The organism is Pseudomonas sp. PGPR40 (genome assembly GCF_022014505.1).
In the GTDB taxonomy this organism is placed as follows: domain Bacteria; phylum Pseudomonadota; class Gammaproteobacteria; order Pseudomonadales; family Pseudomonadaceae; genus Aquipseudomonas.
Map to the genome: position 1 here is coordinate 107844 of NZ_JAKLSP010000008.1, position 23822 is coordinate 131665.

Genomic DNA, 23822 nt, shown 5'->3' on the forward strand with positions numbered 1-23822 from the left:
GGGACTCCTGGAGATTTGCCTGCGCCGATGATGTGCGCAATTGCAGCGCATTCTAATGGCAGCGACAATATCTGTTAACTGGATTATTAAGATAAGGGTTATCGGTTATATCGATATGCGATTTACTCTCCGTCAACTTCAAGTATTCGTCGCCGTCGCCCAGCAGGAAAGCGTATCCCGTGCTGCATTGACGCTCAACCTCTCACAATCGGCGGCGAGCACCTCGATCACCGAGCTAGAGCGTCAGTGCAGCTGCCAGCTGTTCGATCGCGCTGGCAAACGGCTGAGCCTCAACGCCCTCGGCAAGCAGCTGTTGCCGCAGGCGGTGGCCCTGCTCGACCAGGCCAAGGAGATCGAAGACTTGCTCAACGGCAAGTCCGGTTTCGGCTCCCTGGCGGTCGGCGCGACCCTGACCATCGGCAATTACCTCGCCACCCTGCTGATCGGCAGCTTCATGCAGCGCCATCCGGAAAGCCAAGTGAAGCTGCACGTGCAGAACACTGCCAACATCGTGCAACAGGTCGCGCATTATGAAATTGATCTGGGTCTAATCGAAGGCGACTGCAGCCATCCAGACATCGAAGTGCAGAGTTGGGTCGAAGATGAGCTGGTGGTGTTCTGTGCGCCTCAGCATCCGCTGGCCAAACGTGGCATCGCGACCATGGAGGAGCTGAGTCATGAGGCGTGGATTCTCCGCGAGCAAGGCTCGGGCACACGGCTGACGTTCGACCAGGCCATGCGACATCATCGCAGCGCGCTGAACATTCGCCTGGAGCTGGAACACACCGAAGCGATCAAGCGCGCGGTGGAATCAGGTTTGGGGATTGGTTGCATTTCGCGCCTGGCGCTGCGCGATGCATTTCGCCGCGGCAGCCTGGTGCCGGTGGAAACACCGGATCTGGACCTGGCGCGGCAGTTCTATTTCATCTGGCACAAGCAGAAATATCAGACCTCGGCGATGCGCGAATTCCTCGAACTGTGCCGCGCGTTCACCGCCGGGGTTCAGCGCAGCGACGAGATCGTCCTGCCCACCATCGCTTAAAGCAGAATCACCGCCCACACCAGCGCGATCATGCTCAATGCCACCAATTGAGCGGCGCTGCCCATGTCCTTGGCGTTCTTGGACAGCGGATGCAACTCAAGGGAAATGCGGTCGATGGCCGCCTCCACCGCCGAATTGAGCAACTCGACGATCAAGGCCAACAGGCAGACCGCAATCAGCAGCGCCTGCTCGACACGGCTGACGTTCAGGAAGAACGACAGCGGAATCAGGATAACGTTGAGCAACACCAGTTGCCGGAAGGCCGCTTCACCAGTGAAAGCCGCGCGCAAGCCATCCAGGGAGTAGCCGGAGGCGTTGAGGATACGTTTGAGGCCGGTCTGGCCTTTGAAAGGTGACATAAAGTAGGCAACTGACCAAAAAGGAGTGGGGAAACTAGATCAAGCAAAGTCAAAAAAGCGTGAACACATAGCTCTTTAGTTGCTCGAAATTGACTCAAGTTGTTGCAAGAGCAGTGCTGCCTGAGTCCGGGTCCGCACATTCAGCTTACGGAAAATGGCCGTGACGTGGGCCTTGATCGTCGCTTCGGAAACACCCAACTCGTAAGCAATCTGCTTGTTCAGCAAACCTTCACAAACCATGGTCAACACCCGGAACTGCTGGGGTGTCAAGCTGGCAAGGCCTTCACTGGCAGCCTTGGCTTCGGCGGAAACGCTGACCGCTTCGAAGGCCTGGGGCGGCCAGAAAACATCGCCGTCGAGCACCGCGCGTACGGCTTTCTGAATAACGCTCAAATCACTGGACTTGGGAATGAAACCGCTGGCGCCGAATTCGCGGGACTTCACCATGATCGACGCTTCTTCCTGAGCCGACACCATCACCACTGGAATCTGCGGGTACTGCCCACGCAACAGCACCAACCCGGAAAAACCGTAAGCCCCTGGCATGTTCAGGTCCAGCAATACCAGATCCCAGTCGGCTTTTTCGTCCAGACGGGATTCCAGCTCGGCAATGCTCGCCACTTCCACCAGACGGACATCCGGGCCCAGGCCCAGGGTCAATGCTTGATGCAGGGCACTACGAAAAAGAGGGTGGTCATCGGCAATCAGGATTTCGTATGTGGCCATTCTTCAAATGATCCTGTTTTTTTCATGGGATGCCCGATGCATTCAGGCCTCGCCAAATCGGCGCCAAGCATGCCCAGCGAAGCCAGGGTGGTCAAGTTGCATGGCCCTGCCAGCCAGCCCTGTTCTTTGCAGTATGGACGACGCTCAGCAAACGACGGACGCCACGTTCTGCACAAAGGGCATCAGCTCAGCGTGAGCCGGTGTTGCAACATTCATATCCAGCTGATGCTTTGCATCCATATAGTGCTGGCTGAACACATCGAAATAAGCGTCCAGCGCCAAGGCTGCGTCTGTATCGCCAGCAAGATCGAGGCACAGCGCCGCCACTTCGGCCGTGCACAGGTGCTCGCTGCGAGTGGATCTGCGTAACCGGTACCGTGAAAGCTTCTCGGGAAGCAGACTCAGAATCGGGAGCGCATCAAAATAGGGGCTTTTACGGAAAATCTTCCGGGCTTCGGTCCAGGTAGCATCCAGCAGAATGAACAGCGGCCGCTTGGTGTTATCGACCTCGACGCTGTGGGTGACTCGCTCGGGCTCGACGTATTCGCCTGGAAACACCAGGTACGGTTGCCATTGCGGGTCGCCCAGCAGCGCCAGCAGGTGTTCATCGACTTCCGTGCGCGACCAGATGAATGCATGGTTGTCGCGCACCACATCGGCTATCAGCCAACCGGTATTACTCGGTTTGAACACTTCCTTGTTGGTCATGATCAGGCACACACCGCTACGGGTGTCGACCTGCGGGCGCCAGGCACATAGGCAGTGGCTCTCGATCACACGGCAGGCACGGCAACGGGTTGCGCGCCAGCCACGGGCCTGAATTGGCTTGATGCCCGCCTCTTCGCGCTCATCACGCAAGCGGGCTACGGCGTTCTTCGCAAAGTACGCAGGGGTTTGACTCATCGCAGGCAACGCCGACGGCTAAGGAAAATCGACACAAAAAACACTCGGCAGGGCAAAAAGTAGCGGCAGTTTATCAGAGCGGTCGGCGCAAGCCTGTACCGTCCAGGCCTCCTCCCCTATAATTCGCCGCCACTGAACGCACAGTCATGTGACTGGTCGAACCACCCGTCACTGAACCAGGAGAGTTTCATGCTGCGCCTTATCGTTCCCACCGCAGCCATTGTGCTGGCGTCGTCCTTCAATGCTCAGGCTGCGTCCCTGAGTGAGCAGAATCTGAACAAAGAGCTGCGAAACGTCGCCGTACAAAGCAGTGTCGGCACTCCACGGGCGATCAATGAAGACCTTCTGGATCAAGGTTATACCGTCGAAGGCAATCAGCTGATCAACCATCTGAGCGTTCAAAGCAGCCACGCCGACAAGATGCGCGCCGATCCGAAAGCCGTGTACTTCCAGCTTGGCGCCTCCGTCTGCAGAAACGAGGGGTTCCGCAAGCTGATGGCCAAGGGCGCGATCATGCGTTACGACTTCACCGAAGTGAAGACTAATCGCCCGGTCGGCTCCGCAAGCTTCCAGGAGTCGGATTGCCCGAAAGCCACGCCTGCAAAGAAAAAGTAATCAGCGGGAATTGGCGCGCCGCTGTTCATCCTCGGCGCGCAGTTCTGCCAACAGCGCCTGCAAGTAACGCGAACGTCGCTCCCCACCCTCCAGACGTCGGCAGCACTCCTCTTCGAGACTCAAATGATTGGCCTCGGCTGATAACTTCAGCAATCGATACAGTTGCGCATCGATCTCCAGAGTGACTCTGGGCATGGTTTACCGCCTCCCTGCACGCATTGATCGCCTTTGATCCCAATAAATCCTTGAAATTGCTTCGCAAAGTTGTCGTCTCACGCCTGTAACTTAGTAAATCAGAGCGCAGGACATACGGCTTGCGTTCAGACGAGCGGTGAAAGCACCTTGCAAATCGTCATTAAGCGGTTGCCAGGAAAGACTTTGCGGCGCAATGATCAGGCAGCGCAAATCGTTGCGAGGGTCTAAATTCATAGTGTTCACGTTGTTTTTTTCAGGGCAGAAAAGGGGCTGCCCATTGCGCGTCTTATTGTGCGAATGTTTCTTTCATTCAAGGGATAAATAGAGCCCGTATGGATGGCTCGATTGCAACCGAGTCAGGTGGAGCGCCCAGGCATGGGCTTGGGCAGACAGCGACACAAGGGGTGTCGCGGCATCGACGATTATTTTGTCGAGCCAAGGGTTCTGTGCAGAAGGAGAAGTTGAATGCCTTATCAACCGAATGACCTCCTGAGCCGTCATTTTCAAGAAAGCGGCCACGACCTCACCAGCAAGGTCGAAGAACAACTCAACCTGGTTTCACCCAACAGCCCTAATATCCCGATTTACCGCGACATGATCCTGACTGTGCTGCGCATGGCTCAGGAAGATCACAACCGCTGGAATGCCAAGATTACCCTGCAAGCCCTGCGCGAACTCGAGCATGCCTTCCGTGTGCTTGAGCAGTTCAAGGGGCGACGCAAAGTCACCGTTTTCGGCTCGGCCCGCACGCCGATAGAACACCCTTTGTATGGTTTGGCCCGAGAGCTTGGCGCTGCCCTGGCGCGCTCGGACATGATGGTCATCACTGGTGCCGGCGGCGGCATCATGGCGGCGGCCCACGAAGGTGCCGGCCTGGAACACAGCCTGGGATTCAATATCACCCTGCCCTTCGAGCAGCATGCCAATCCCACCGTCAATGGCACCGCCAACCTGCTGCCATTCCACTTTTTCTTTACCCGCAAGCTGTTCTTCGTCAAGGAAGCCGATGCGTTGGTTCTGTGCCCAGGCGGTTTCGGTACGCTGGATGAGGCGCTGGAAGTGCTGACCCTGATTCAGACCGGCAAAAGCCCATTGGTGCCCGTGGTGCTACTGGATGCGCCAGGCGGCAGGTTCTGGCAAGGCGCGCTGGACTTCATTCACCATCAACTGGAGGAAAATCTCTATATCCTGCCAACCGACATGAAGCTGTTGAGCCTGGTCTACAGTGCCGAAGAGGCAGTGGAGCAGATCAATCAGTTTTACAGCAACTTCCACTCCAGCCGCTGGCTCAAGCATCAGTTCGTGATTCGCATGAACCACAAACTCAGCGACCGGGCGCTCGAACACATGCAGGAGACATTCGCCGACCTGTGCCTGAGCGATCATTTCCATCAGCACGCCTACAGCGGTGAGGAACACGACGAACCGCAGTTCAGCCATCTGGCGCGACTGGCCTTCACTTTCAATGCCCGTGATCATGGCCGTCTGCGGGAGTTGGTGGATTACATCAACCTGCCGGAAAACTGGGCTCAGTCCAAACCCCAGGCGAAACAACGCGCCCGTGAGCCATTCAAGGTGACGTAAGGCAAAAAAAACGGCCCGCTATCGAAATAGCGGGCCGTTTTATTTAATCGTCCATCCCTCGGCCGCTGAACAAGTGGCTGATCATTTCCATGGAATATCCCCGATAACTCAGGAACCTGCCCTGTTTTGCACGTTCCCGGGCGTCTATCGGTAGGTGCCCAGCAAATTTGCGCCGCCAGGTATCTTCCAGCTGCCCCTGCCAGTTGATACCGCTCTCGCGCAAGGCGAGTTCGATGTCGGCACGTTGCAGGCCGCGCTGGCTTAACTCTTCGCGAATACGCATAGGACCATAACCGGAACGGGCGCGGTAGGAAACGAAGCTTTCGAGGTAACGGGATTCGGACAACAGCCCCTCTTCCGTCAGGCGGTCGAGTGCTGCGTCGATCATTTCAGGGAGGGCGCCGCGCTGACGCAGTTTACGCGTCAGCTCGACTCGACCGTGCTCGCGTCGCGCGAGCAGGTCCATTGCGGTTCGCCGCACCGCGACGAGTGTATCGAGTACGGCGGTTGTCATCGGAGCAATCAGATATCAGCGTCAGCCAGGTCATCAGCCGTCTCTTTGACCAGTGATGCTTTGACGTCTGGCGCTGGAGACAGCAACTTGTCGCGCAACTGCTTCTCGAGGGTCGCAGCGATTTCCGGATTGTCCGCCAGGAACTTGGCCGAGTTGGCCTTGCCCTGACCGATCTTGGTGCCGTTGTAGGCGTACCAGGCGCCAGACTTCTCGACGAAACCGTGCAGAACACCCAGGTCGATCATCTCACCGTTGAGATAGATGCCCTTACCGTAAAGAATCTGGAACTCGGCCTGACGGAACGGCGAAGCCACTTTGTTCTTCACGACTTTGACGCGGGTTTCGCTACCGACGACTTCATCACCTTCTTTCACCGCACCAGTACGGCGGATGTCCAGACGAACCGATGCGTAGAACTTCAGCGCGTTACCACCGGTGGTGGTTTCCGGGCTGCCGAACATCACGCCGATTTTCATGCGGATCTGGTTGATGAAGATCACCAGGCAGTTGGCATTCTTGATGTTACCGGTAATTTTACGCAGCGCCTGGGACATCAGACGGGCTTGCAGGCCCACGTGCATGTCACCCATTTCGCCTTCGATTTCTGCCTTCGGCACCAGAGCTGCCACGGAGTCGACGATGATCACGTCAACCGCGTTGGAACGCACCAGCATGTCGGTGATTTCCAGGGCTTGCTCGCCGGTGTCCGGCTGGGAAACCAGCAGGTCGTCGACGTTGACGCCCAATTTGCCGGCGTACTCAGGGTCGAGGGCGTGTTCGGCGTCGACGAATGCGCAGGTCGCGCCGGCTTTTTGAGCCTGGGCGATCACCGACAGTGTCAGGGTAGTTTTACCGGAGGATTCAGGACCATAGATCTCCACGATACGGCCTTTTGGCAGACCGCCAATGCCGAGCGCGATGTCCAGACCCAGAGAGCCAGTGGAAATGGCCGGGATCGCCTGACGGTCCTGATCGCCCATACGCATTACGGCACCCTTGCCGAATTGACGTTCGATCTGACCCAGGGCCGCAGCCAAGGCTTTCTTCTTGTTGTCGTCCATTAAAGTCCTCACGTAATCAATAAGGCCTGACGGCCAACACCTGTATAAGTAGCCAGTATTATTCCACAGCGTTTCAGGATCGCCTACCCCTGATTTGAGATTTCTCCAGCGGCATACCGCAACAGCCCCTCTAGCGCGGCCTTCACCGTTTGTCGGCGGACCTCGTCACGGTTACCGGCAAAGTATTGCACCTCGCTGAACACCTGCTCGCCGACGCCCCAGGCCAGCCAAACCGTGCCCACCGGCTTGGCCGGCGAACCGCCGTCCGGCCCAGCCACACCGCTGACCGCCACGGCAAAACGCGCCCGGCTTTTTTCCTGCGCGCCACGGACCATGGCCTCGACCACTTCGCGACTAACCGCCCCCACGGTCTCAAACAATTCGACCGGAACATCCAGTTGCCGGGTTTTCTGGCGGTTGGAATAGGTGACATAACCGGCCTCAAACCACGCCGAACTACCCGGAATGCGGGTGATCGCCTCGGCTATCCCACCACCAGTGCAGGATTCGGCGGTGGTGACGTGGGCATTGAGAACCTGCAAGCGTCTGCCAAGTTCAGCGGCCAGCTGAGTGATATCTTTCACGGCTCTCTCCTGATCGAGCGGAATGAGGCCTACCGTACACGAGCGGATCGCGCTTGCAAGGTTCAGGATCGATCAAAATGTTAGCGAGTGAGGGCTCTGACATAGGCCTGACAGGCCTATAGAGCAATCAGTCCGCTATCGCCTGCGGCGGTGATGGCGATAATTCGCTGAGCATCGGGCTTTTTTCCATGATGGCAGGCATTTAATGGCCTCCCTAATAGCAACGCGAAGATCAGCGACGCCGCTTCACCGTTGATCGGGACGAGGAATCGCGCGGTGGCACTTCGCAAACGCCAATTCGCTTGGCGGCCCAGCGCTCATAAAGCCCGATGGCCACGTCCGCCCCGGCCATTGCCGTCAGGCAGCCGAAGGCACCTGCGGCCCAGATCGACACGCCGGCGGCGTATAGCAGCATGATTGCCGAGATCCCGCAGATCATGCAGGCCCCGGAACGCAGTGCCAGGCGCCGCAACAGCGACCAGCCCCGAGCGCCCTCCTTGTCGGCGCGCCACATTTCGCCGGATACCCCGCCCACCAGGGCGAGGCCGATGCCCAGCCAGATCGGCATGTCCAGCAACGCTTGCTGCTCGTTTGCCATGTCGCGCCCCCCGAAGGTGAGTGAAGAGTGTTGGGTTCAAACGGTCAGGCTTTTCAGTAATGTGGTCCTGCGCCTTTCCTGACCGATAGCCTTTTGTTGAACGGCTTGGGACAAAGATTATGCATGGATGCATATACAGTCAATGCGTTTATGCATTTATTTTAGACAAATTAGATGCACAAACGCACTGAATACCCCGGTAGACACGGGTTTCGCCAGGCGAAAAAAAACCCGCCGGACAGCGGGTTTATTTGACCGCGGCTGTGGTTAACGGGCGTACATTCCCCACCAGAAAACATGACCGAGGATGACAATCTGCTCTTCCTGGATTTCCTGAAAGGTATAGTCCTCGTCCGGATGCTCGTCACGATTGAAGCTGCGCAGGCGGATACCGGATGGTAAGCGATAAAGCTGCTTCACCCGCAACTGGCCATTGTGGTTGATGGCGTACAGGTCGCCGTCGACAATGTCGCCAATCCCGCATTTACCGGCATTCACGCCAACAGTGGCGCCATCGCGCAGCACTGGCAACATGCTATTACCGCGCACGGTCACACATTTTGCCTGGTCGAATTGCACGCCGTTGTGGCGCAAACTCCGCTTGCCAAAGCGCAGGCTAGAACGCTCGCTCTCTTCGATGACGAATCTTCCTGATCCAGCAGCCAATTCAACCTCGCGAAGAAACGGGACCGACACCTCGTCGTCATCGACTGGTGTATCGTCGTCCCACAGGCTTATGTCCTTGAGTTCCGAATGCAGTTCACCGCGCCCGACGCCGGCGGCCGGCGCGACTGCGCGCCCCCGCAATTGATCGGTACTCACGCCGAAGTACTCGGCAATCTTCGAGATATGCTTATCCGAAGGATCGACAATTTTCCCGCTGAGGATGCGCGAGAGAGTGGATTGAGGCACGCCAGTGCGACGGTGAAGCTCCGTAGGGGAGATCCCGTGCTGATCGAGCAGCGCTCTTAATACGGTAGAAACATTGCGTTTTTGCATAACGCGGATAGTGCTTGATCTTGTTTCGGAAAACAAATGCCAAATTGCATAAATAGCGCATAAATCGTGCATGCATCACGAAAACCTTCTGCAAGGCTTTCATGCCTGCGTAGGCCGGACCGCCCATGGTAACCTTGCGCCCATCGCGGAAAAGCCGGGCCGATGCCCCTCCTTTGCCCTACACCTTTCAACGAATTTGCCTATATCCGATGAATAAAGCGCTCTCCGATCTGTCCTCCCACACGCCAATGATGCAGCAGTATTGGCGCCTGAAAAACCAGCACCCTGACCAGCTGATGTTCTACCGCATGGGCGACTTCTACGAGATCTTCTATGAAGACGCGAAGAAGGCTGCCAAGTTGCTGGACATCACTCTCACCGCCCGTGGGCAATCGGCAGGTCAGGCGATTCCGATGTGTGGGATTCCTTACCACGCCGCCGAAGGTTACCTGGCGAAACTGGTGAAGCTCGGCGAGTCGGTGGTGATCTGTGAGCAGGTTGGCGATCCGGCCACCAGTAAAGGCCCGGTGGATCGTCAGGTGGTGCGGATCATCACCCCAGGCACGGTCAGCGATGAAGCGTTGCTGGATGAGCGCCGGGATAATCTGATTGCGGCGGTGCTGGGTGATGAGCGTCTGTTCGGCCTGGCGGTGCTGGACATCACCAGCGGCAACTTCACGGTGCTGGAGATCAAAGGCTGGGAAAACCTGCTGGCGGAACTGGAGCGGGTCAATCCGGTAGAGCTGATGATCCCGGACGACTGGCCGAAAGATTTGCCGGCGGAAAAACGTCGTGGGGTTCGTCGCCGCGCGCCGTGGGATTTCGAGCGCGACTCGGCGTTGAAAAGTCTTTGCCAGCAGTTTTCCACCCAGGACCTGAAAGGTTTCGGCTGCGAGAACTTGACCTTGGCCATCGGCGCCGCCGGTTGCCTGCTCAGCTATGCCAAGGAAACCCAGCGCACCGCCCTGCCGCATTTGCGCAGTCTGCGTCATGAACGCCTGGACGACACCGTGGTGCTAGATGGCGCGAGCCGTCGCAACCTGGAACTGGATACCAACCTGGCCGGTGGTCGCGACAACACCTTGCAATCGGTGGTCGATCGTTGCCAAACCGCGATGGGCAGCCGTCTGCTGACTCGCTGGTTGAACCGTCCGCTGCGGGATTTGACCGTATTGCTGGCGCGCCAGAGCTCTATCACTTGCCTGCTCGACGGTTACCGATTCGAAAAACTGCAACCGCAGCTCAAGGAAATCGGTGACATCGAGCGGATTCTCGCGCGGATCGGCTTGCGCAATGCCCGTCCTCGTGACTTGGCGCGCCTGCGCGATGCCCTCGGTGCACTGCCAGAGTTGCAGGTAGCGATGGCCGAACTTGACGCTCCACACATCATTCAACTGGCGACGACCACCAGCACCTATCCGGAACTGGCGGCACTGCTGGAAAAAGCCATTATCGACAACCCGCCCGCAGTCATCCGTGACGGCGGCGTGTTGAAAACCGGTTACGACAGCGAGCTCGATGAGTTGCAATCGCTGAGCGAAAACGCCGGGCAATTCCTGATTGATCTCGAAGCCCGCGAAAAGGCCCGCACCGGCCTGGCCAACCTCAAGGTCGGCTACAACCGGATTCACGGTTACTTCATCGAGCTGCCGAGCAAGCAGGCTGAATCGGCGCCCGCGGACTATATTCGCCGGCAGACGCTCAAAGGTGCCGAGCGATTTATCACCCCGGAACTGAAAGCCTTCGAAGACAAGGCGCTGTCGGCCAAGAGCCGTGCCCTGGCCCGGGAGAAAATGCTCTACGAAGCGCTGCTCGAAGATTTGATCAGCCAATTGCCGCCGCTGCAGGACACCGCCGCCGCACTGGCCGAGCTGGACGTGCTGAGCAACCTCGCCGAGCGCGCATTGAATCTGGACCTGAACTGCCCGCGTTTCGTCACCGAGCCGTGCATGCGCATCAACCAGGGTCGTCACCCGGTGGTCGAGCAAGTGCTCACCACGCCGTTCGTGGCCAACGACCTGAGCCTTGACGACAACACCCGCATGCTGGTGATCACCGGTCCGAACATGGGCGGTAAATCCACCTACATGCGTCAGACCGCGTTGATCGTGTTGCTGGCGCATATCGGCAGTTTCGTGCCGGCGGCCAGTTGCGAATTGTCTTTGGTGGACCGGATCTTCACCCGGATCGGTTCCAGCGATGACTTGGCCGGCGGGCGTTCGACCTTCATGGTTGAAATGAGCGAAACCGCGAACATCTTGCACAACGCCACCGAGCGCAGCCTGGTGCTGATGGACGAAGTCGGTCGCGGCACCAGCACCTTCGACGGCCTGTCCCTGGCCTGGGCCGCGGCTGAGCGCTTGGCGCACCTGCGGGCCTACACTCTGTTCGCTACCCACTATTTCGAGCTGACAGTGCTGCCGGAAGCCCAGCCACTAGTAGCCAACGTGCACCTGAATGCCACCGAACACAATGAACGCATCGTGTTCCTGCACCACGTGTTGCCTGGGCCTGCCAGCCAGAGCTATGGCCTGGCGGTTGCGCAGCTGGCCGGTGTGCCGAGCGAAGTTATCGTGCGTGCTCGCGAACACTTGAGCCGACTGGAATCCACAGCGTTGCCTCATGAAGTTCCGAAGCCGGTCAAAGGCAAAACGGTCATGCCGCAGCAGAGCGACCTGTTCGCCAGCCTGCCGCATCCGGTACTGGATGAGCTAGCCAAGCTCGACCTGGATGACCTGACACCGCGTCGTGCACTCGAAATGCTCTATACATTAAAGACACGGATCTAACGCACTTGCCTGCAAGCTGTTAGAATCTCGCGCGGTTTGGGATGCTGCAGGCTAATAGCCTGGCCTGCAGACTATCGCTCCCGAACCTGGCGACCCCGTCCTGAAGGGGCTCCGCTGCCGCCGCCTGAGGAGAGAATTAGAAATGACCTTCGTCGTCACCGACAACTGCATCAAGTGCAAGTACACCGACTGCGTAGAAGTCTGTCCGGTGGACTGCTTTTACGAAGGCCCGAACTTCCTGGTGATTCACCCGGATGAGTGCATCGACTGCGCACTGTGCGAACCAGAATGCCCTGCCGTGGCCATCTTCTCTGAAGATGAAGTTCCGGAAGATATGCAGGAATTCATTCAGCTGAACGTTGAGCTGGCGGAAATCTGGCCCAACATCACCGAGAAGAAAGAATCGTTGCCCGATGCCGAAGAGTGGGACGGCGTCAAAGGCAAGATTAAAGACCTCGAACGCTGATTACCCCGCGCTCTAGAAAAGGCCCCTTGTGGGCCTTTTTGCTTTTCTGCAGGCAAAAAAAGGGGCGGTATGACCCGCCCACATTTTTTCCCTATTCCTTGTGATCCTTTTCATCGTCCTGATGAATCGCTCCTTGCGATATCCATTCCCCTCTTCCTTGAAGGGCGTGTCTATCCGTCGACACAGTTCAGATACTAGAGAATTCCCCACTAAGAGCAATCGGCCTTTGTCGCTTAAATCGCTTGTCACATGTCGTTAATCTAAAAAAATAATCATATAAATCAATAAGATAACAGAACACCACAAGCTAAATAGACAACTGCCAGGGTGTAAAAATAACGAACACTTACGAAAGAGTAAGCAAAGACTTACAACGCGAGACTACAAACTTGAGGTGGTGCTGAAAACAAGCACATCTCATATTCCCGGCAACAAAAAGCCCCGAGTCAGTCGGGGCTTTTTGTAACCGGTGAACGAGGTGCTTATTGGAACAGCGACTCACTCGACAGGCCGTTTTTCTCGAGAATCTCTCGAAGACGCTTGAGGCCTTCAACCTGAATTTGCCTGACCCGCTCCCGGGTCAGGCCGATTTCCAGGCCTACGTCTTCAAGCGTGCTGCTCTCGTGACCTCGCAAGCCGAAGCGGCGTACGACCACCTCGCGTTGCTTGTCGGTCAGCTCCGAGAGCCACTGATCGATGCTCTGTGACAGGTCGTCGTCCTGCAACAGTTCGCATGGATCGGTCGGACGGTCGTCGGTCAGGGTGTCCAGCAGGGTTTTATCCGAATCCGGACCCAGCGAGACGTCGACCGAAGAAACCCGCTCGTTCAGGCCGAGCATGCGCTTGACCTCGCCTACCGGCTTTTCCAGCAGGTTGGCGATTTCTTCGGGTGAGGGTTCGTGATCGAGCTTTTGAGTCAGCTCCCGTGCAGCCCGCAAGTACACGTTGAGCTCTTTGACCACATGGATCGGCAGCCGGATGGTCCGGGTCTGATTCATGATCGCGCGCTCGATGGTCTGACGAATCCACCAGGTGGCGTAGGTCGAAAAGCGGAAACCGCGCTCGGGATCGAACTTTTCCACTGCCCGGATCAGGCCGAGGTTGCCCTCTTCGATCAGGTCCAATAGCGACAGCCCACGATTGACGTAACGCCGGGCGATTTTCACCACCAGCCGCAGGTTGCTTTCAATCATGCGCTTGCGCCCGGCCGGATCGCCACTTTGCGAAAGGCGTGCAAAATGAACTTCTTCTTCCGGGGAGAGCAATGGGGAAAAGCCGATTTCGTTGAGGTACAGCTGCGTGGCATCGAGTGCCCGTGTGTAGTCGATGTACTTGTGTTGCTTAAGCGAAGCGGAGTGTTTGGATTTGGCACGAACGGAGGGCGGTGCATCCCCTTCATCATTCGACATCGAATCCGTGGCGATGCCGGTCTCCATCAGGAGAACCTCATCGTCGATGTCAAACTCCGGCACTTCTTTACTGAGAGCCATTGTTATAGTCCTTTGGTGAGTTCGACCTCAAGCTCAAGCGACGCCTCTATCCTTGGCAACGCTGGAGCCTGTTCCCTCTACGTGACGGAACAGGCTGGCTAACAAATCAACGACGTGGCAGAAATTGCAGCGGATCTACTGGTTTACCTTGTCGGCGAATCTCAAAATGCAGTTTCACCCGGTCTGTACCCGTTGACCCCATTTCGGCAATTGTCTGTCCGACTTTGACCTGCTGCCCCTCCCGAACCAACAGCCTGCGGTTATGTCCGTAGGCACTGACGTAGGTATCGCTGTGTTTGATGATGACTAATTCGCCGTAGCCCCTTAAGCCACTCCCGGCGTATACCACCGTCCCATCAGACGCAGCTAAAACAGGCTGTCCCAAATCTCCGGCGATATCAATTCCTTTATTCAAACTACCGTTTGAAGAGAATTTACCAATCAGAATGCCACCAGAAGGCCACCCCCAGCCCGTCGGGGCCGGACCGGCAGGAGGCAGTGGAGCGGGTGCCGGTTTGTTGGCGACGGACGGTGCAGGCACTATTGTAGTGGTCGTCGCGCCATTTGCCTGGCGCCGAATGACCGTGGTTTTACTCGACGATGAAGACGAGGAACTGGATGAACTCACTACCGTCGTCGGTGTTGAACCGCTGCGACCGTCGAAGCGAATTGTCTGACCCGGATGGATCGTATAAGGCGTAGGAATGTTGTTCCGTGCCGCGAGGGCTTTGTAGTCCCAACCATAGCGAAAGGCGATGGAGAACAAGGTGTCCTTGGGGCGGACAACGTACTGTCCGGTGGTCACGGCCGGACGCTGAGCGACCGCGTTGTTGCGATCGACGACGCTCGCACTCCCTGATTTGGTGCTGGAACATCCGACCAGCAAGGTACTCAAGACAAGGCCAGTCACCAGACGCTGAAAGCTCGTTATACCCATTCGCTGCGCAACGACTGTGAGACTCACCCGCCGCTCCCTTTGTGGTGGCTGAAAATATGAATTGCCGTGCTCCGGCACGAAATGTCGCAAGTATAACGGGCCGAACAGGCTTTACCTTTAATGAAGCGGATTCGCTTCACGCACACGTTTGCTGCCTGACGATGAATTCCGTTTAACCAATCGATGCCGCTGTAAGACCCGGGCAATCGAAGAGAATTCAGCGCGCTAAAACAAATGCTCAGGCCAACGGCCCGTTGAGCAATGGCACAAAGCGCACCGCCCCCAGAACACGCCTGGAAAAACCCTGTTCTTCCCGAATGATCAACATCAATTGTTGAACTTCACCGGACCCGACCGGAATCACCAGTCGTCCACCTGGCGCCAATTGATCGAGCAATGCCTGAGGCACGTCGGTAGCCACGGCGGTGACGATGATGCCGTTGTATGGCGCCAATGCCGGCCAGCCTTCCCAACCGTCGCCCCAGCGAAATACCACGTTGCGCAGGTTTAACTCTACCAGGCGCTCTTTTGCCCGGTCTTGCAGAACCTTGATGCGCTCCACGGAAAAAACCCGCTCGACCAATTGCGACAGCACGGCCGTCTGGTAACCCGAACCGGTACCGATTTCCAGCACCTTGTCCAACGGACCGGCTTCCAGCAGCAGCTCGCTCATGCGAGCCACCATATAAGGCTGGGAGATGGTCTGGTTATGCCCGATCGGCAGCGCCGTATCTTCATAAGCCCGGTGGGCCAGCGCCTCATCGACGAACAGATGACGCGGTGTGCGGCGGATGACTTCCAGCACCTTGGGGTTGGATACCCCTTCTTCATAGAGGCGCTGAATCAGACGTTCACGGGTCCGCTGAGAGGTCATCCCGATACCGCGATGCAGAATATCGTCTTGTTCACGAGCCATTAACGCAGCCCCTCCAGCCAGCCATCGAGACTTCTGAAGGCATCATTAAAGGTGCGATCCAGTTGCAGTGGCGTGATTGAAACATAGCCTTGCATCACCGCATGGAAATCGGTGCCCGGGCCGCCATCTTCAGCGTCCCCCGCCGCCGCGATCCAGTAACCGGATTTACCGCGGGGGTCGACCACTTTCATCGGTGCCGCGGCGCGTGCGCGATGACCGAGGCGGGTCAGCTGGATACCGCGGATGTGCTCCAGCGGCAAGTTGGGAATGTTCACGTTCAGTACCGTGCGCGGTGGCAGATCAAGGTCCGCGTGAGCCTCTACCAGTTTGCGCGCAAAATAGGCGGCTGTGGGAAGGTTGTCCACTTGCCGTGAGACGAACGAAAAGGCAAACGAAGGACGCCCAAGGAAACGTCCCTCAAGGGCCGCCGCCACAGTGCCGGAATACAGCACGTCATCTCCCAGGTTGGCCCCCAGATTGATGCCGGAAACCACCATGTCCGGCTCGAACTCCAGCAAGCCGTTAAGGCCCAGGTGCACGCAGTCGGTAGGTGTGCCGTTGAGGCTGATAAAGCCGTTGGCCAGGGTTTGCGGGTGCAACGGACGGTCGAGCGTCAGCGAGCTGCTGGCGCCGCTTTTGTCCTGGTCCGGGGCGATAACCACGCATTCGGTGTAATCCGCCAGCGCAGCATAAAGCGCGGCGAGACCGGGTGCGGCTACCCCATCGTCGTTAGAAATCAGAATACGCATGGGCTGTCCGTCTGCCCCACCGGCACCAGATCGACAAGTTCACGCACCAATACGGTGGCGAAGCATCCGGCCGGCAGGACGAATTCCAGTTGCAGAATGTCAGGCTCGGGATAATGCCACGTCAACCCACCAATGGGCAGCCGCAGGATGCGACGTTCGTGGCTCATTCCGGCGTTAATCAACCAATCGCGCAAATCCGCTTCGCGCGCGGCGATTGCCTGCTCCAATTCATGGACAGCACCTGACGTCGGCGAGTCACCTTCGCCCCACTGCGGGCCGGTCGGGTGCAGGTCGAGAATTGCCAAGCGCGGGTCGCTACATTCGGCAACACCTGCCGGAAAAAAACTGCGGCTGTCGGTGAACGCCAGCAAATCCCCCACCTGAGCGCGCTGCCAGGTGCCATTGGCAACACGCGCCGCCAATACTTGATTGAACAGAAAACTGCGCGCAGTGGAGAGCAGCCGCGAACGCACATTGCGTTGCTCCGGCAGGGCTTTGCGCGCCGCCCAGGCACGGGCGTCGACCACGTTGCCGCCGTCAAAGCCGAAACGCTGGGCGCCGAAATAATTGGGAATACCTTGTTTGGCGATCAGTTGCAGACGCTCTTCGATCGCCGCCTTGTCACCGGCGAACTGGGTCAAGCGCAAGGTGAAGCCGTTGGCCGAGTGGGCACCGCGTTGCAGTTTGCGCTTATGCCGACTGGTTTTGAGGATTTTCAGCGTATCGTTTTCCGCCGCTGACAGATCAGGATCTGCCTTACCCGGCAGTTGCACGCTGAACCACTGACGCGTCAGCGCCTGACGGTCCTTGAGGCCCGCGTAGCTGACAGTACGCAACGGCACACCCGCCGCCTTCGCGATGCGTCGTGCCGCTTCTTCGGTATTCAGACCGCGCTTTTCCACCCAGATCCACAGGTGTTCGCCATCACCACTGAGGGGGATATCGAGGACTTCATCGACCTGAAAGTCTTCCGCCGTGGCTTTCAGTACAGCGGTACCGAGAGACTCACCATAGGCTCGCGGGCCGAGCAATTGCAGTTCGTTCATGCGCGCAGCAACAGGGCAACGGAGTGCACGGCAATGCCTTCTTCGCGACCGACAAAGCCGAGCTTTTCGGTGGTGGTAGCTTTCACGTTCACTTGATCCAACTCAACTTGAAGATCCGCGGCAATCAGCGCGCGCATCGATTCGATATGCGGGGCCATTTTCGGGGCCTGGGCGACGATGGTGTTATCGACGTTGCCGACTTTCCAGCCTTTGGCGTGGATCAGTGCGACGACGTGACGCAACAGCACACGGCTGTCGGCACCCTTGTATTGCGGGTCGGTGTCCGGGAAGTGCTTGCCGATATCACCCAGCGCGGCAGCGCCGAGCAAGGCGTCGCTCAAGGCGTGCAGCAGGACATCACCGTCGGAATGGGCGAGCAGCCCGAAGCTGTGTGCAATCCGCACGCCGCCCAGTGTGATGAAATCGCCTTCAGCGAAACGGTGCACATCGTAGCCGTGGCCAATACGCATAAAAAAACGCCCCGATTTTTGTCAGGGCGTGATTCTACCTGCTTTGTCGGACATTAGGCGCCTAGAGCGCGCGCATGATGTTGCAGGTGGTCGTCAATGAAGCTGGCGATGAAGAAATAGCTGTGGTCGTAGCCCGGTTGCAGACGCAAGGTCAGCGGATGACCTGCCAGTTTGGCGGCCTGCTGCAAGGCTTCAGGCTTGAGCTGGGTGGCCAGGAAATCATCGCGATCACCCTGGTCGACCAGCAGCGGCAGCTTCTCGTCAGCCTCGGCAATCAATGCACAGGCATCCCATTCGCGCCACTTCGAACGGTCTTCTCCCAAGTAACGGGAAAAGGCTTTCTGTCCCCAAGGGCAATCCATCGGGTTGTTGATTGGCGAGAACGCCGACACTGACAGATAACGTCCCGGATTGCGCAATGCGCAGACCAGCGCGCCGTGGCCACCCATGGAGTGACCGCTGATGCCACGCTTGTCCGATGTCGGGAAATGCGCTTCGACCAATGCCGGCAATTCCTGCACGACATAGTCATGCATCCGATAGTGTCGGGACCATGGTTCCTGCGTGGCATTCAGATAAAACCCGGCACCGAGACCGAAGTCCCAGGCGCCGTCCGGATCACCCGGCACATCAGAACCGCGCGGGCTGGTGTCCGGCGCGACGATGATCAGCCCAAGCTCGGCGGCCATGCGCATGGCACCGGCCTTTTGCATGAAGTTCTCGTCGGTGCAGGTCAGGCCGGACAACCAGTACAGCACCGGCAATTTGCCGCCCTGCTCTGCTTGCGGCGGCAGGTACACGGCAAACACCATGTCGCAACCGAGCACTTCCGAGCGATGGCGATAGCGCTTGTGCCAGCCGCCGAAGCTTTTCTGACAGGAGATATTTTCCAGGCTCATGACCGACCTCAGAAATGGATGACGGTACGGATGCTTTTGCCTTCATGCATCAGGTCAAACGCCTTGTTGATATCTTCCAGGCCCATCGTGTGGGTAATGAAGGTATCCAGCGGAATCTCGCCGGTCTGGGCCATTTCGACGTAGCTCGGCAACTCGGTACGCCCGCGCACACCACCGAACGCCGAACCGCGCCAGACGCGACCAGTCACCAACTGGAACGGACGGGTGGAGATTTCCTGACCGGCACCGGCCACGCCGATGATCACCGACTCACCCCAACCCTTGTGGCAGCACTCGAGTGCAGCACGCATCAATTGGACGTTGCCGATGCATTCGAAGGAAAAGTCGACGCCGCTATCGGTCATGTCGACGATCACTTCCTGAATCGGACGATCGAAGTCTTTCGGGTTTACACAATCGGTAGCGCCCAATTGCCTGGCGATCTCGAACTTGGCCGGGTTGATATCGATGGCGATGATCCGCCCTGCCTTGGCTTTGACCGCGCCAATCACCGCCGACAGACCGATGCCGCCCAAGCCGAAGATGGCGACGGTGTCACCTGGTTTGACCTTGGCGGTGTTGATTACCGCGCCGATGCCAGTGGTGACGCCACAACCCAGCAGGCAGACTTTTTCCAATGGTGCTTCTTTAGGAATTTTGGCAACGGAGATTTCCGGCAGCACGGTGTACTCGGAAAACGTCGAAGTGCCCATATAGTGGAAAATCGTTTCGCCCTTGTAGGAAAAACGCGATGTGCCATCCGGCATCAGGCCTTTACCCTGCGTCGCACGAATCGCCTGACAGAGGTTGGTTTTGCCCGACAGACAGAATTTGCACTTGCCGCATTCCGGGGTGTACAGCGGGATCACATGGTCGCCGACCGCGACCGAGGTCACGCCCTCGCCGATCGCTTCGACCACCGCACCACCTTCGTGACCCAGGATCGACGGGAAGATACCTTCCGGGTCAGCGCCCGAGAGGGTGTAGGCATCGGTATGGCAAACACCGGAGGCGACGACGCGCAACAGAACTTCCCCAGCCTTGGGCATGGCGACATCGACTTCAACGATCTCGAGGGGTTTCTTGGCCTCGAAGGCAACGGCGGCGCGCGACTTGATCATGCTGACTCTCCAGTGAATAAAAACGAGACAAGGAGTGTAATACAGCGCCTTACGATGAATAATCAGGACAAAAGCAAAACATTATTGCCATACAGGGATAATCCTGATGTCCGAAAACCGCTGGGAAGGCATCGATGAGTTCGTCGCCGTCGCCGAATGCAGCCAATTCACTGCCGCGGCGGAACGCCTTGGGGTGTCTTCCTCTCACATCAGTCGCCAAATCGTACGGCTGGAAGAGCGCCTGCAAACCCGTTTGCTTTATCGCAGCACCCGCCGCGTCACGCTGACCGAGGCCGGGCAAACCTTTTTGCAGCATTGCCAGCGTTTGCAGGACGGTCGCGAAGAAGCGTTGCGCGCTGTCGGCGACCTGACCAGCGAACCCAAAGGTATGCTGCGCATGACCTGTGCCGTGGCCTATGGCGAACGATTCATCGTGCCATTGGTGACCCGCTTCATGGGGCTGTATCCGCAACTGCGCGTCGACATCGAACTGAGCAATCGCCCGCTCGATCTGGTGCATGAAGGGTTGGACCTGGCCATCCGCCTCGGCCGTCTGCAGGATTCAAGATTGGTCGCCACACGTCTGGCGCCACGACGCATGTACCTGTGCGCCTCACCGTCCTACCTGGAACGGTATGGTCGCCCACACAGCTTGTCGGAACTGAGTCGCCATAACTGCCTTATCGGCAGTTCGGACATCTGGCAACTGGAGCAGAACGGGCGGGAATTTTCCCAGCGCGTACAGGGAAACTGGCGCTGCAACAGTGGGCAGGCGGTGCTGGATGCCGCGCTACAAGGGGTTGGGTTGTGTCAGCTGCCGGATTACTACGTGCTGGAATACCTGAAAAACGGCGAATTGATTTCGCTGCTGGAAGCCCATCAACCGCCAAACACAGCGGTTTGGGCGCTTTACCCACAGCAACGGCATCTGTCGCCGAAGGTGCGCAAGTTGGTGGATTACTTGAAGGAAGGATTGGCCGAACGGCCGGAGTACCGTAATTAGATCTATCAGTGAACTTCAATGACAGATTCACTGCCATAGCTACCGCTTTCGCGAGCAAGCCCGCTCCCACACTTGATCTCGGTCGAGTGCATGTTTGGGGGCTGACGCAGAACAAATGTGGGAGCGGGCTTGCTCGCGAAGGGCGCGACGCGGTGCCCCGTCTGAACACGAAAAGGCTTAGCGGCGGTTCGCCCAACGCTGCCGCAACCACTCAAGGTCTTCAGGGCGAGTGACTTTGATGTTATCGGATCGCCCTTCAATCAGACGCGGCGCTTGGCCCGACCACTCCATGGCCGAGGCTTCATCGGTGACGACAACGTCCGCTACCAGACTGTCCGCCAACGCCCGATGCAACGCGCCAAGGCGAAACATTTGCGGCGTATAGGCCTGCCAGATCACACTGCGATCCACCGTTTCCAGCACGCGCCCCTGCGGGTCGACCCGTTTGAGCGTATCGCGTGCAGGTACCGCCAACAGACCGCCTACCGGATCGTCGGCCAACTCACTGAGCAATTTATCGAGATCATCACGCGCCAGATTCGGTCGTGCGGCATCGTGAACCAACACCCAATCCTCATCGTCAGCGCCTTGAGCATGCAGATGCAGCAAGGCATTGAGCACCGACCCGGAGCGCTCGGCGCCACCTTCAACCCGCTGAATACGCGGATCGGCAGCACACGCCAGGTTCGGCCAGTAAGGATCGTCGATTGCAAGACTGACCACCAACCCTTTCAGAGCAGGATGATCGAGGAAACAGCCAAGGCTGTGTTCAAGAATAGTGCGCCCGCCCAGCTGCAAATATTGCTTGGGACGGTCCGCGGCCATACGGGCACCGACGCCCGCGGCAGGAATCACGGCCCAGAAGGCCGGTAACGAATTAATCATTGGGCCAACTGGTAAAGGGTTTCACCGTCCTTGACCATGCCCAACTCATGACGAGCCCGTTCTTCAACGGTCTCCATGCCTTTTTTCAATTCGCTGACTTCGGCGTCCATCACCCGATTACGCTCCAGCAACGCCTCGTTCTCGGCGTGTTGATCCGCAATCTGCTGCTTCAGCTCGGCCACTTGCGCCAGACTGCCATTACCCACCCACAGGCGGTACTGCAGACCGGCCAGCAGCAAGAGCAAAACGAGGAACAACCAATTGGGACTGCGCATCGAATATCAGGTATCCAGTGAAAAAAGACAGCCATGCCAAAACTTTGAAGCTTCTGATAGCACGAAGCCTGGAAGAACCAGGCTTGTGCTCTTAAGGCATCAGATTAGTGGCAAATCCATCGCTGCTGCGATTTTTCCGACACAATCCGGTGTCTTTTTATCATCCACTGATCAGCCGCGGAATTCGCTGCGACCGTTGTACTTGGCTTTGCCATTCAACTGCTCTTCGATACGCAGCAGTTGGTTGTACTTGGAAACGCGGTCGGAACGGCACAGCGAACCCGTCTTGATCTGGCCAGCCGAGGTGCCCACGGCCAGGTCGGCAATGGTCGAATCTTCGGTTTCGCCGGAGCGGTGCGAGATCACGGCGGTGTAACCCGCGGCCTTGGCCATCTGGATGGCTTCCAGGGTTTCGGTCAGGGTACCGATCTGGTTGAACTTGATCAGGATCGAGTTGGCGATCTTTTTATCGATGCCTTCTTTCAGGATCTTGGTGTTGGTTACGAACAGGTCGTCGCCCACCAGCTGAGTCTTCTCGCCGATCTTGTCGGTGAGGATTTTCCAGCCAGCCCAGTCGGACTCGTCCAGACCGTCTTCGATGGAGATGATCGGGTAACGCTCGGTCAGACCTTTCAGGTAATCGGCGAAACCTTCAGCGGTGAACACCTGGCCTTCGCCGGACAGGTTGTACTTGCCGTCTTCGTAGAATTCGCTGGCCGCGCAGTCCAGGGCCAGGGTCACGTCGGTGCCCAGCTTGTAACCGGCGTTGGCCACAGCTTCGGAGATCACTTTCAAAGCGTCTTCGTTGGAGGCCAGGTTCGGCGCGAAACCACCTTCGTCACCGACGGCAGTGCTCAGGCCACGAGCCTTCAGAACGGCTTTGAGGTGATGGAAAATCTCGGTGCCCATGCGCAGACCTTCCGAGAAAGACTTGGCGCCGACTGGCTGAACCATGAATTCCTGGATGTCGACGTTGTTATCGGCGTGCTCGCCACCGTTGATGATGTTCATCATCGGAACCGGCATCGAGTAAACACCCGGGGTGCCGTTCAGGTTGGCGATGTGTGCGTACAACGGCAGGTCCTGGTCCTGTGCTGCTGCCTTGGCCGCAGCCAGGGAAACGGCGAGGATCGCGTTGGCGCCCAGGGAGCCTTTGTTTTCAGTACCGTCGAGCTTGATCATCGCGTGATCCAGCGCTTTCTGGTCGCTTGGGTCTGTACCCAGCAACAGATCGCGGATCGGACCGTTGATGTTGCCGACGGCTTTCAGAACGCCTTTGCCCAGGTAACGGCTCTTGTCGCCATCACGTAGCTCGAGTGCTTCACGCGAGCCAGTGGAAGCACCGGATGGCGCGCAAGCGCTGCCGATGATGCCGTTATCGAGAAGCACGTCTGCTTCCACAGTGGGATTGCCACGGGAGTCGAGAACTTCACGACCTTTGATGTCGACGATCTTTGCCATTGTTGTAAACACTCCAAAGTTGACGAAAACGCTTCTTACCGCTCGATTTATAACTTGTGGGTCATATTGCTTTTCTGTAGGAGCTGGCTTGCCAGCGAAGGCGGCCTCGGAATCTCTTCAAGACTCGCGGGCCCC

At 57.8% G+C, this 23822-nt stretch carries 27 protein-coding genes; 6 read left to right on the forward strand and 21 right to left on the reverse strand.

The window, feature by feature from the left end:
* The first annotated feature begins 115 nt into the window (after positions 1 to 115).
* Positions 116 to 1042, forward strand: a complete 927-nt coding sequence (locus tag MEB48_RS09440) for a LysR family transcriptional regulator (protein WP_007907288.1) — start codon at positions 116 to 118, stop codon at positions 1040 to 1042.
* Here the strand turns inward: MEB48_RS09440 and MEB48_RS09445 are convergent.
* The 3 genes from MEB48_RS09445 to MEB48_RS09455 all read right to left on the reverse strand — a co-directional run bounded on the left by MEB48_RS09445 (position 1039) and on the right by MEB48_RS09455 (position 3030).
* Complete coding sequence (locus tag MEB48_RS09445) at positions 1039 to 1401, reverse strand: diacylglycerol kinase (protein WP_008153979.1); 363 nt, start codon at positions 1399 to 1401, stop codon at positions 1039 to 1041. The two genes, MEB48_RS09440 and MEB48_RS09445, sit on opposite strands and share 4 nt — an antisense overlap.
* 75 nt (positions 1402 to 1476) lie before the next feature.
* Positions 1477 to 2127, reverse strand: a complete 651-nt coding sequence (gene erdR, locus MEB48_RS09450) for a response regulator transcription factor ErdR (RefSeq protein WP_237883944.1) — start codon at positions 2125 to 2127, stop codon at positions 1477 to 1479.
* Positions 2128 to 2271: 144 nt separating this feature from the next.
* The gene (locus MEB48_RS09455) at positions 2272 to 3030 is read right to left on the reverse strand and encodes a tRNA-uridine aminocarboxypropyltransferase (protein WP_237883946.1); all 759 of its coding nucleotides are present in this window, start codon (positions 3028 to 3030) and stop codon (positions 2272 to 2274) included.
* A gap of 189 nt (positions 3031 to 3219) precedes the next feature.
* Here MEB48_RS09455 and MEB48_RS09460 point away from each other — a divergent pair, with 189 nt between their 5' ends.
* Positions 3220 to 3645, forward strand: a complete 426-nt coding sequence (locus MEB48_RS09460; protein WP_237883948.1) for a PA3611 family quorum-sensing-regulated virulence factor — start codon at positions 3220 to 3222, stop codon at positions 3643 to 3645.
* Here the strand turns inward: MEB48_RS09460 and MEB48_RS09465 are convergent, their stop codons facing one another.
* Positions 3646 to 3840 (reverse strand): hypothetical protein, encoded by a 195-nt coding sequence (locus tag MEB48_RS09465; RefSeq protein WP_237883950.1) that lies wholly within the window; start codon positions 3838 to 3840, stop codon positions 3646 to 3648.
* 90 nt (positions 3841 to 3930) lie between these two features.
* Positions 3931 to 4074 (reverse strand): hypothetical protein, encoded by a 144-nt coding sequence (locus MEB48_RS09470; RefSeq protein ID WP_237883952.1) that lies wholly within the window; start codon positions 4072 to 4074, stop codon positions 3931 to 3933.
* 231 nt (positions 4075 to 4305) lie between these two features.
* Between MEB48_RS09470 and MEB48_RS09475 the strand changes: the two genes are divergently transcribed.
* Entirely contained in the window at positions 4306 to 5424 is a 1119-nt protein-coding gene (locus MEB48_RS09475; protein WP_237883954.1) for an LOG family protein, read from the forward strand.
* Between the two features lie 43 nt (positions 5425 to 5467).
* On the opposite strand, the gene recX is transcribed toward MEB48_RS09475, so the two are convergent.
* From recX to MEB48_RS09500, 5 genes are all read right to left on the reverse strand, one after another.
* On the reverse strand, positions 5468 to 5938 hold the full coding sequence (gene recX, locus MEB48_RS09480) for a recombination regulator RecX (protein WP_237883956.1): 471 nt from the start codon (positions 5936 to 5938) through the stop codon (positions 5468 to 5470).
* A gap of 8 nt (positions 5939 to 5946) precedes the next feature.
* A complete protein-coding gene (recA, locus tag MEB48_RS09485; RefSeq protein ID WP_237883958.1) occupies positions 5947 to 6999 on the reverse strand; it encodes a recombinase RecA in 1053 nt (350 codons plus the stop codon).
* Positions 7000 to 7082: 83 nt separating this feature from the next.
* Complete coding sequence (locus tag MEB48_RS09490) at positions 7083 to 7583, reverse strand: CinA family protein (protein WP_237883960.1); 501 nt, start codon at positions 7581 to 7583, stop codon at positions 7083 to 7085.
* A gap of 232 nt (positions 7584 to 7815) precedes the next feature.
* Positions 7816 to 8181 carry a phage holin family protein gene (locus MEB48_RS09495; protein WP_095054138.1) on the reverse strand — a complete coding sequence of 122 codons (366 nt, stop codon included), beginning with the start codon at positions 8179 to 8181 and terminating at the stop codon, positions 7816 to 7818.
* 267 nt (positions 8182 to 8448) lie between these two features.
* Complete coding sequence (locus MEB48_RS09500; RefSeq protein WP_237883963.1) at positions 8449 to 9180, reverse strand: LexA family transcriptional regulator; 732 nt, start codon at positions 9178 to 9180, stop codon at positions 8449 to 8451.
* A 209-nt stretch (positions 9181 to 9389) separates the two neighbouring features.
* On the opposite strand from MEB48_RS09500, the gene mutS reads away from it, so the two are divergent.
* A complete protein-coding gene (gene mutS, locus MEB48_RS09505) occupies positions 9390 to 11969 on the forward strand; it encodes a DNA mismatch repair protein MutS (protein ID WP_237883965.1) in 2580 nt (859 codons plus the stop codon).
* 142 nt (positions 11970 to 12111) lie between these two features.
* Complete coding sequence (fdxA, locus tag MEB48_RS09510) at positions 12112 to 12435, forward strand: ferredoxin FdxA (RefSeq protein ID WP_003222178.1); 324 nt, start codon at positions 12112 to 12114, stop codon at positions 12433 to 12435.
* A gap of 482 nt (positions 12436 to 12917) precedes the next feature.
* Here the strand turns inward: fdxA and rpoS are convergent, their stop codons facing one another.
* From rpoS to MEB48_RS09550, 8 genes are all read right to left on the reverse strand, one after another.
* Positions 12918 to 13925, reverse strand: coding sequence for an RNA polymerase sigma factor RpoS (rpoS, locus tag MEB48_RS09515; protein WP_007907200.1), 1008 nt, complete (start codon positions 13923 to 13925; stop codon positions 12918 to 12920).
* Positions 13926 to 14031: 106 nt separating this feature from the next.
* The gene (locus tag MEB48_RS09520) at positions 14032 to 14889 is read right to left on the reverse strand and encodes a peptidoglycan DD-metalloendopeptidase family protein (RefSeq protein ID WP_237883967.1); all 858 of its coding nucleotides are present in this window, start codon (positions 14887 to 14889) and stop codon (positions 14032 to 14034) included.
* Positions 14890 to 15100: 211 nt separating this feature from the next.
* Positions 15101 to 15736, reverse strand: coding sequence for a protein-L-isoaspartate(D-aspartate) O-methyltransferase (locus MEB48_RS09525; protein WP_237884040.1), 636 nt, complete (start codon positions 15734 to 15736; stop codon positions 15101 to 15103).
* A 41-nt stretch (positions 15737 to 15777) separates the two neighbouring features.
* On the reverse strand, positions 15778 to 16527 hold the full coding sequence (gene surE / locus MEB48_RS09530; RefSeq protein ID WP_237883969.1) for a 5'/3'-nucleotidase SurE: 750 nt from the start codon (positions 16525 to 16527) through the stop codon (positions 15778 to 15780).
* Complete coding sequence (gene truD / locus MEB48_RS09535; RefSeq protein ID WP_237883971.1) at positions 16515 to 17573, reverse strand: tRNA pseudouridine(13) synthase TruD; 1059 nt, start codon at positions 17571 to 17573, stop codon at positions 16515 to 16517. The genes surE and truD overlap by 13 nt, the downstream gene beginning before the upstream one ends.
* On the reverse strand, positions 17570 to 18043 hold the full coding sequence (ispF, locus tag MEB48_RS09540; protein WP_237883973.1) for a 2-C-methyl-D-erythritol 2,4-cyclodiphosphate synthase: 474 nt from the start codon (positions 18041 to 18043) through the stop codon (positions 17570 to 17572). Before ispF ends, truD begins: the two co-directional genes overlap by 4 nt.
* 53 nt (positions 18044 to 18096) lie before the next feature.
* On the reverse strand, positions 18097 to 18942 hold the full coding sequence (gene fghA / locus MEB48_RS09545) for an S-formylglutathione hydrolase (protein WP_237883975.1): 846 nt from the start codon (positions 18940 to 18942) through the stop codon (positions 18097 to 18099).
* Positions 18943 to 18950: 8 nt separating this feature from the next.
* Positions 18951 to 20063, reverse strand: a complete 1113-nt coding sequence (locus MEB48_RS09550; protein WP_237883977.1) for an S-(hydroxymethyl)glutathione dehydrogenase/class III alcohol dehydrogenase — start codon at positions 20061 to 20063, stop codon at positions 18951 to 18953.
* 106 nt (positions 20064 to 20169) lie between these two features.
* On the opposite strand from MEB48_RS09550, the gene MEB48_RS09555 reads away from it, so the two are divergent.
* A complete protein-coding gene (locus tag MEB48_RS09555; protein ID WP_217856733.1) occupies positions 20170 to 21066 on the forward strand; it encodes a LysR substrate-binding domain-containing protein in 897 nt (298 codons plus the stop codon).
* A gap of 177 nt (positions 21067 to 21243) precedes the next feature.
* On the opposite strand, the gene ispD is transcribed toward MEB48_RS09555, so the two are convergent.
* The 3 genes from ispD to eno all read right to left on the reverse strand — a co-directional run bounded on the left by ispD (position 21244) and on the right by eno (position 23687).
* On the reverse strand, positions 21244 to 21951 hold the full coding sequence (ispD, locus tag MEB48_RS09560; RefSeq protein ID WP_237883979.1) for a 2-C-methyl-D-erythritol 4-phosphate cytidylyltransferase: 708 nt from the start codon (positions 21949 to 21951) through the stop codon (positions 21244 to 21246).
* Positions 21948 to 22226 (reverse strand): cell division protein FtsB, encoded by a 279-nt coding sequence (ftsB, locus tag MEB48_RS09565; RefSeq protein ID WP_007907178.1) that lies wholly within the window; start codon positions 22224 to 22226, stop codon positions 21948 to 21950. Before ftsB ends, ispD begins: the two co-directional genes overlap by 4 nt.
* Positions 22227 to 22397: 171 nt before the next feature.
* A complete protein-coding gene (gene eno / locus MEB48_RS09570) occupies positions 22398 to 23687 on the reverse strand; it encodes a phosphopyruvate hydratase (RefSeq protein WP_237883981.1) in 1290 nt (429 codons plus the stop codon).
* Positions 23688 to 23822 lie beyond the last annotated feature (135 nt).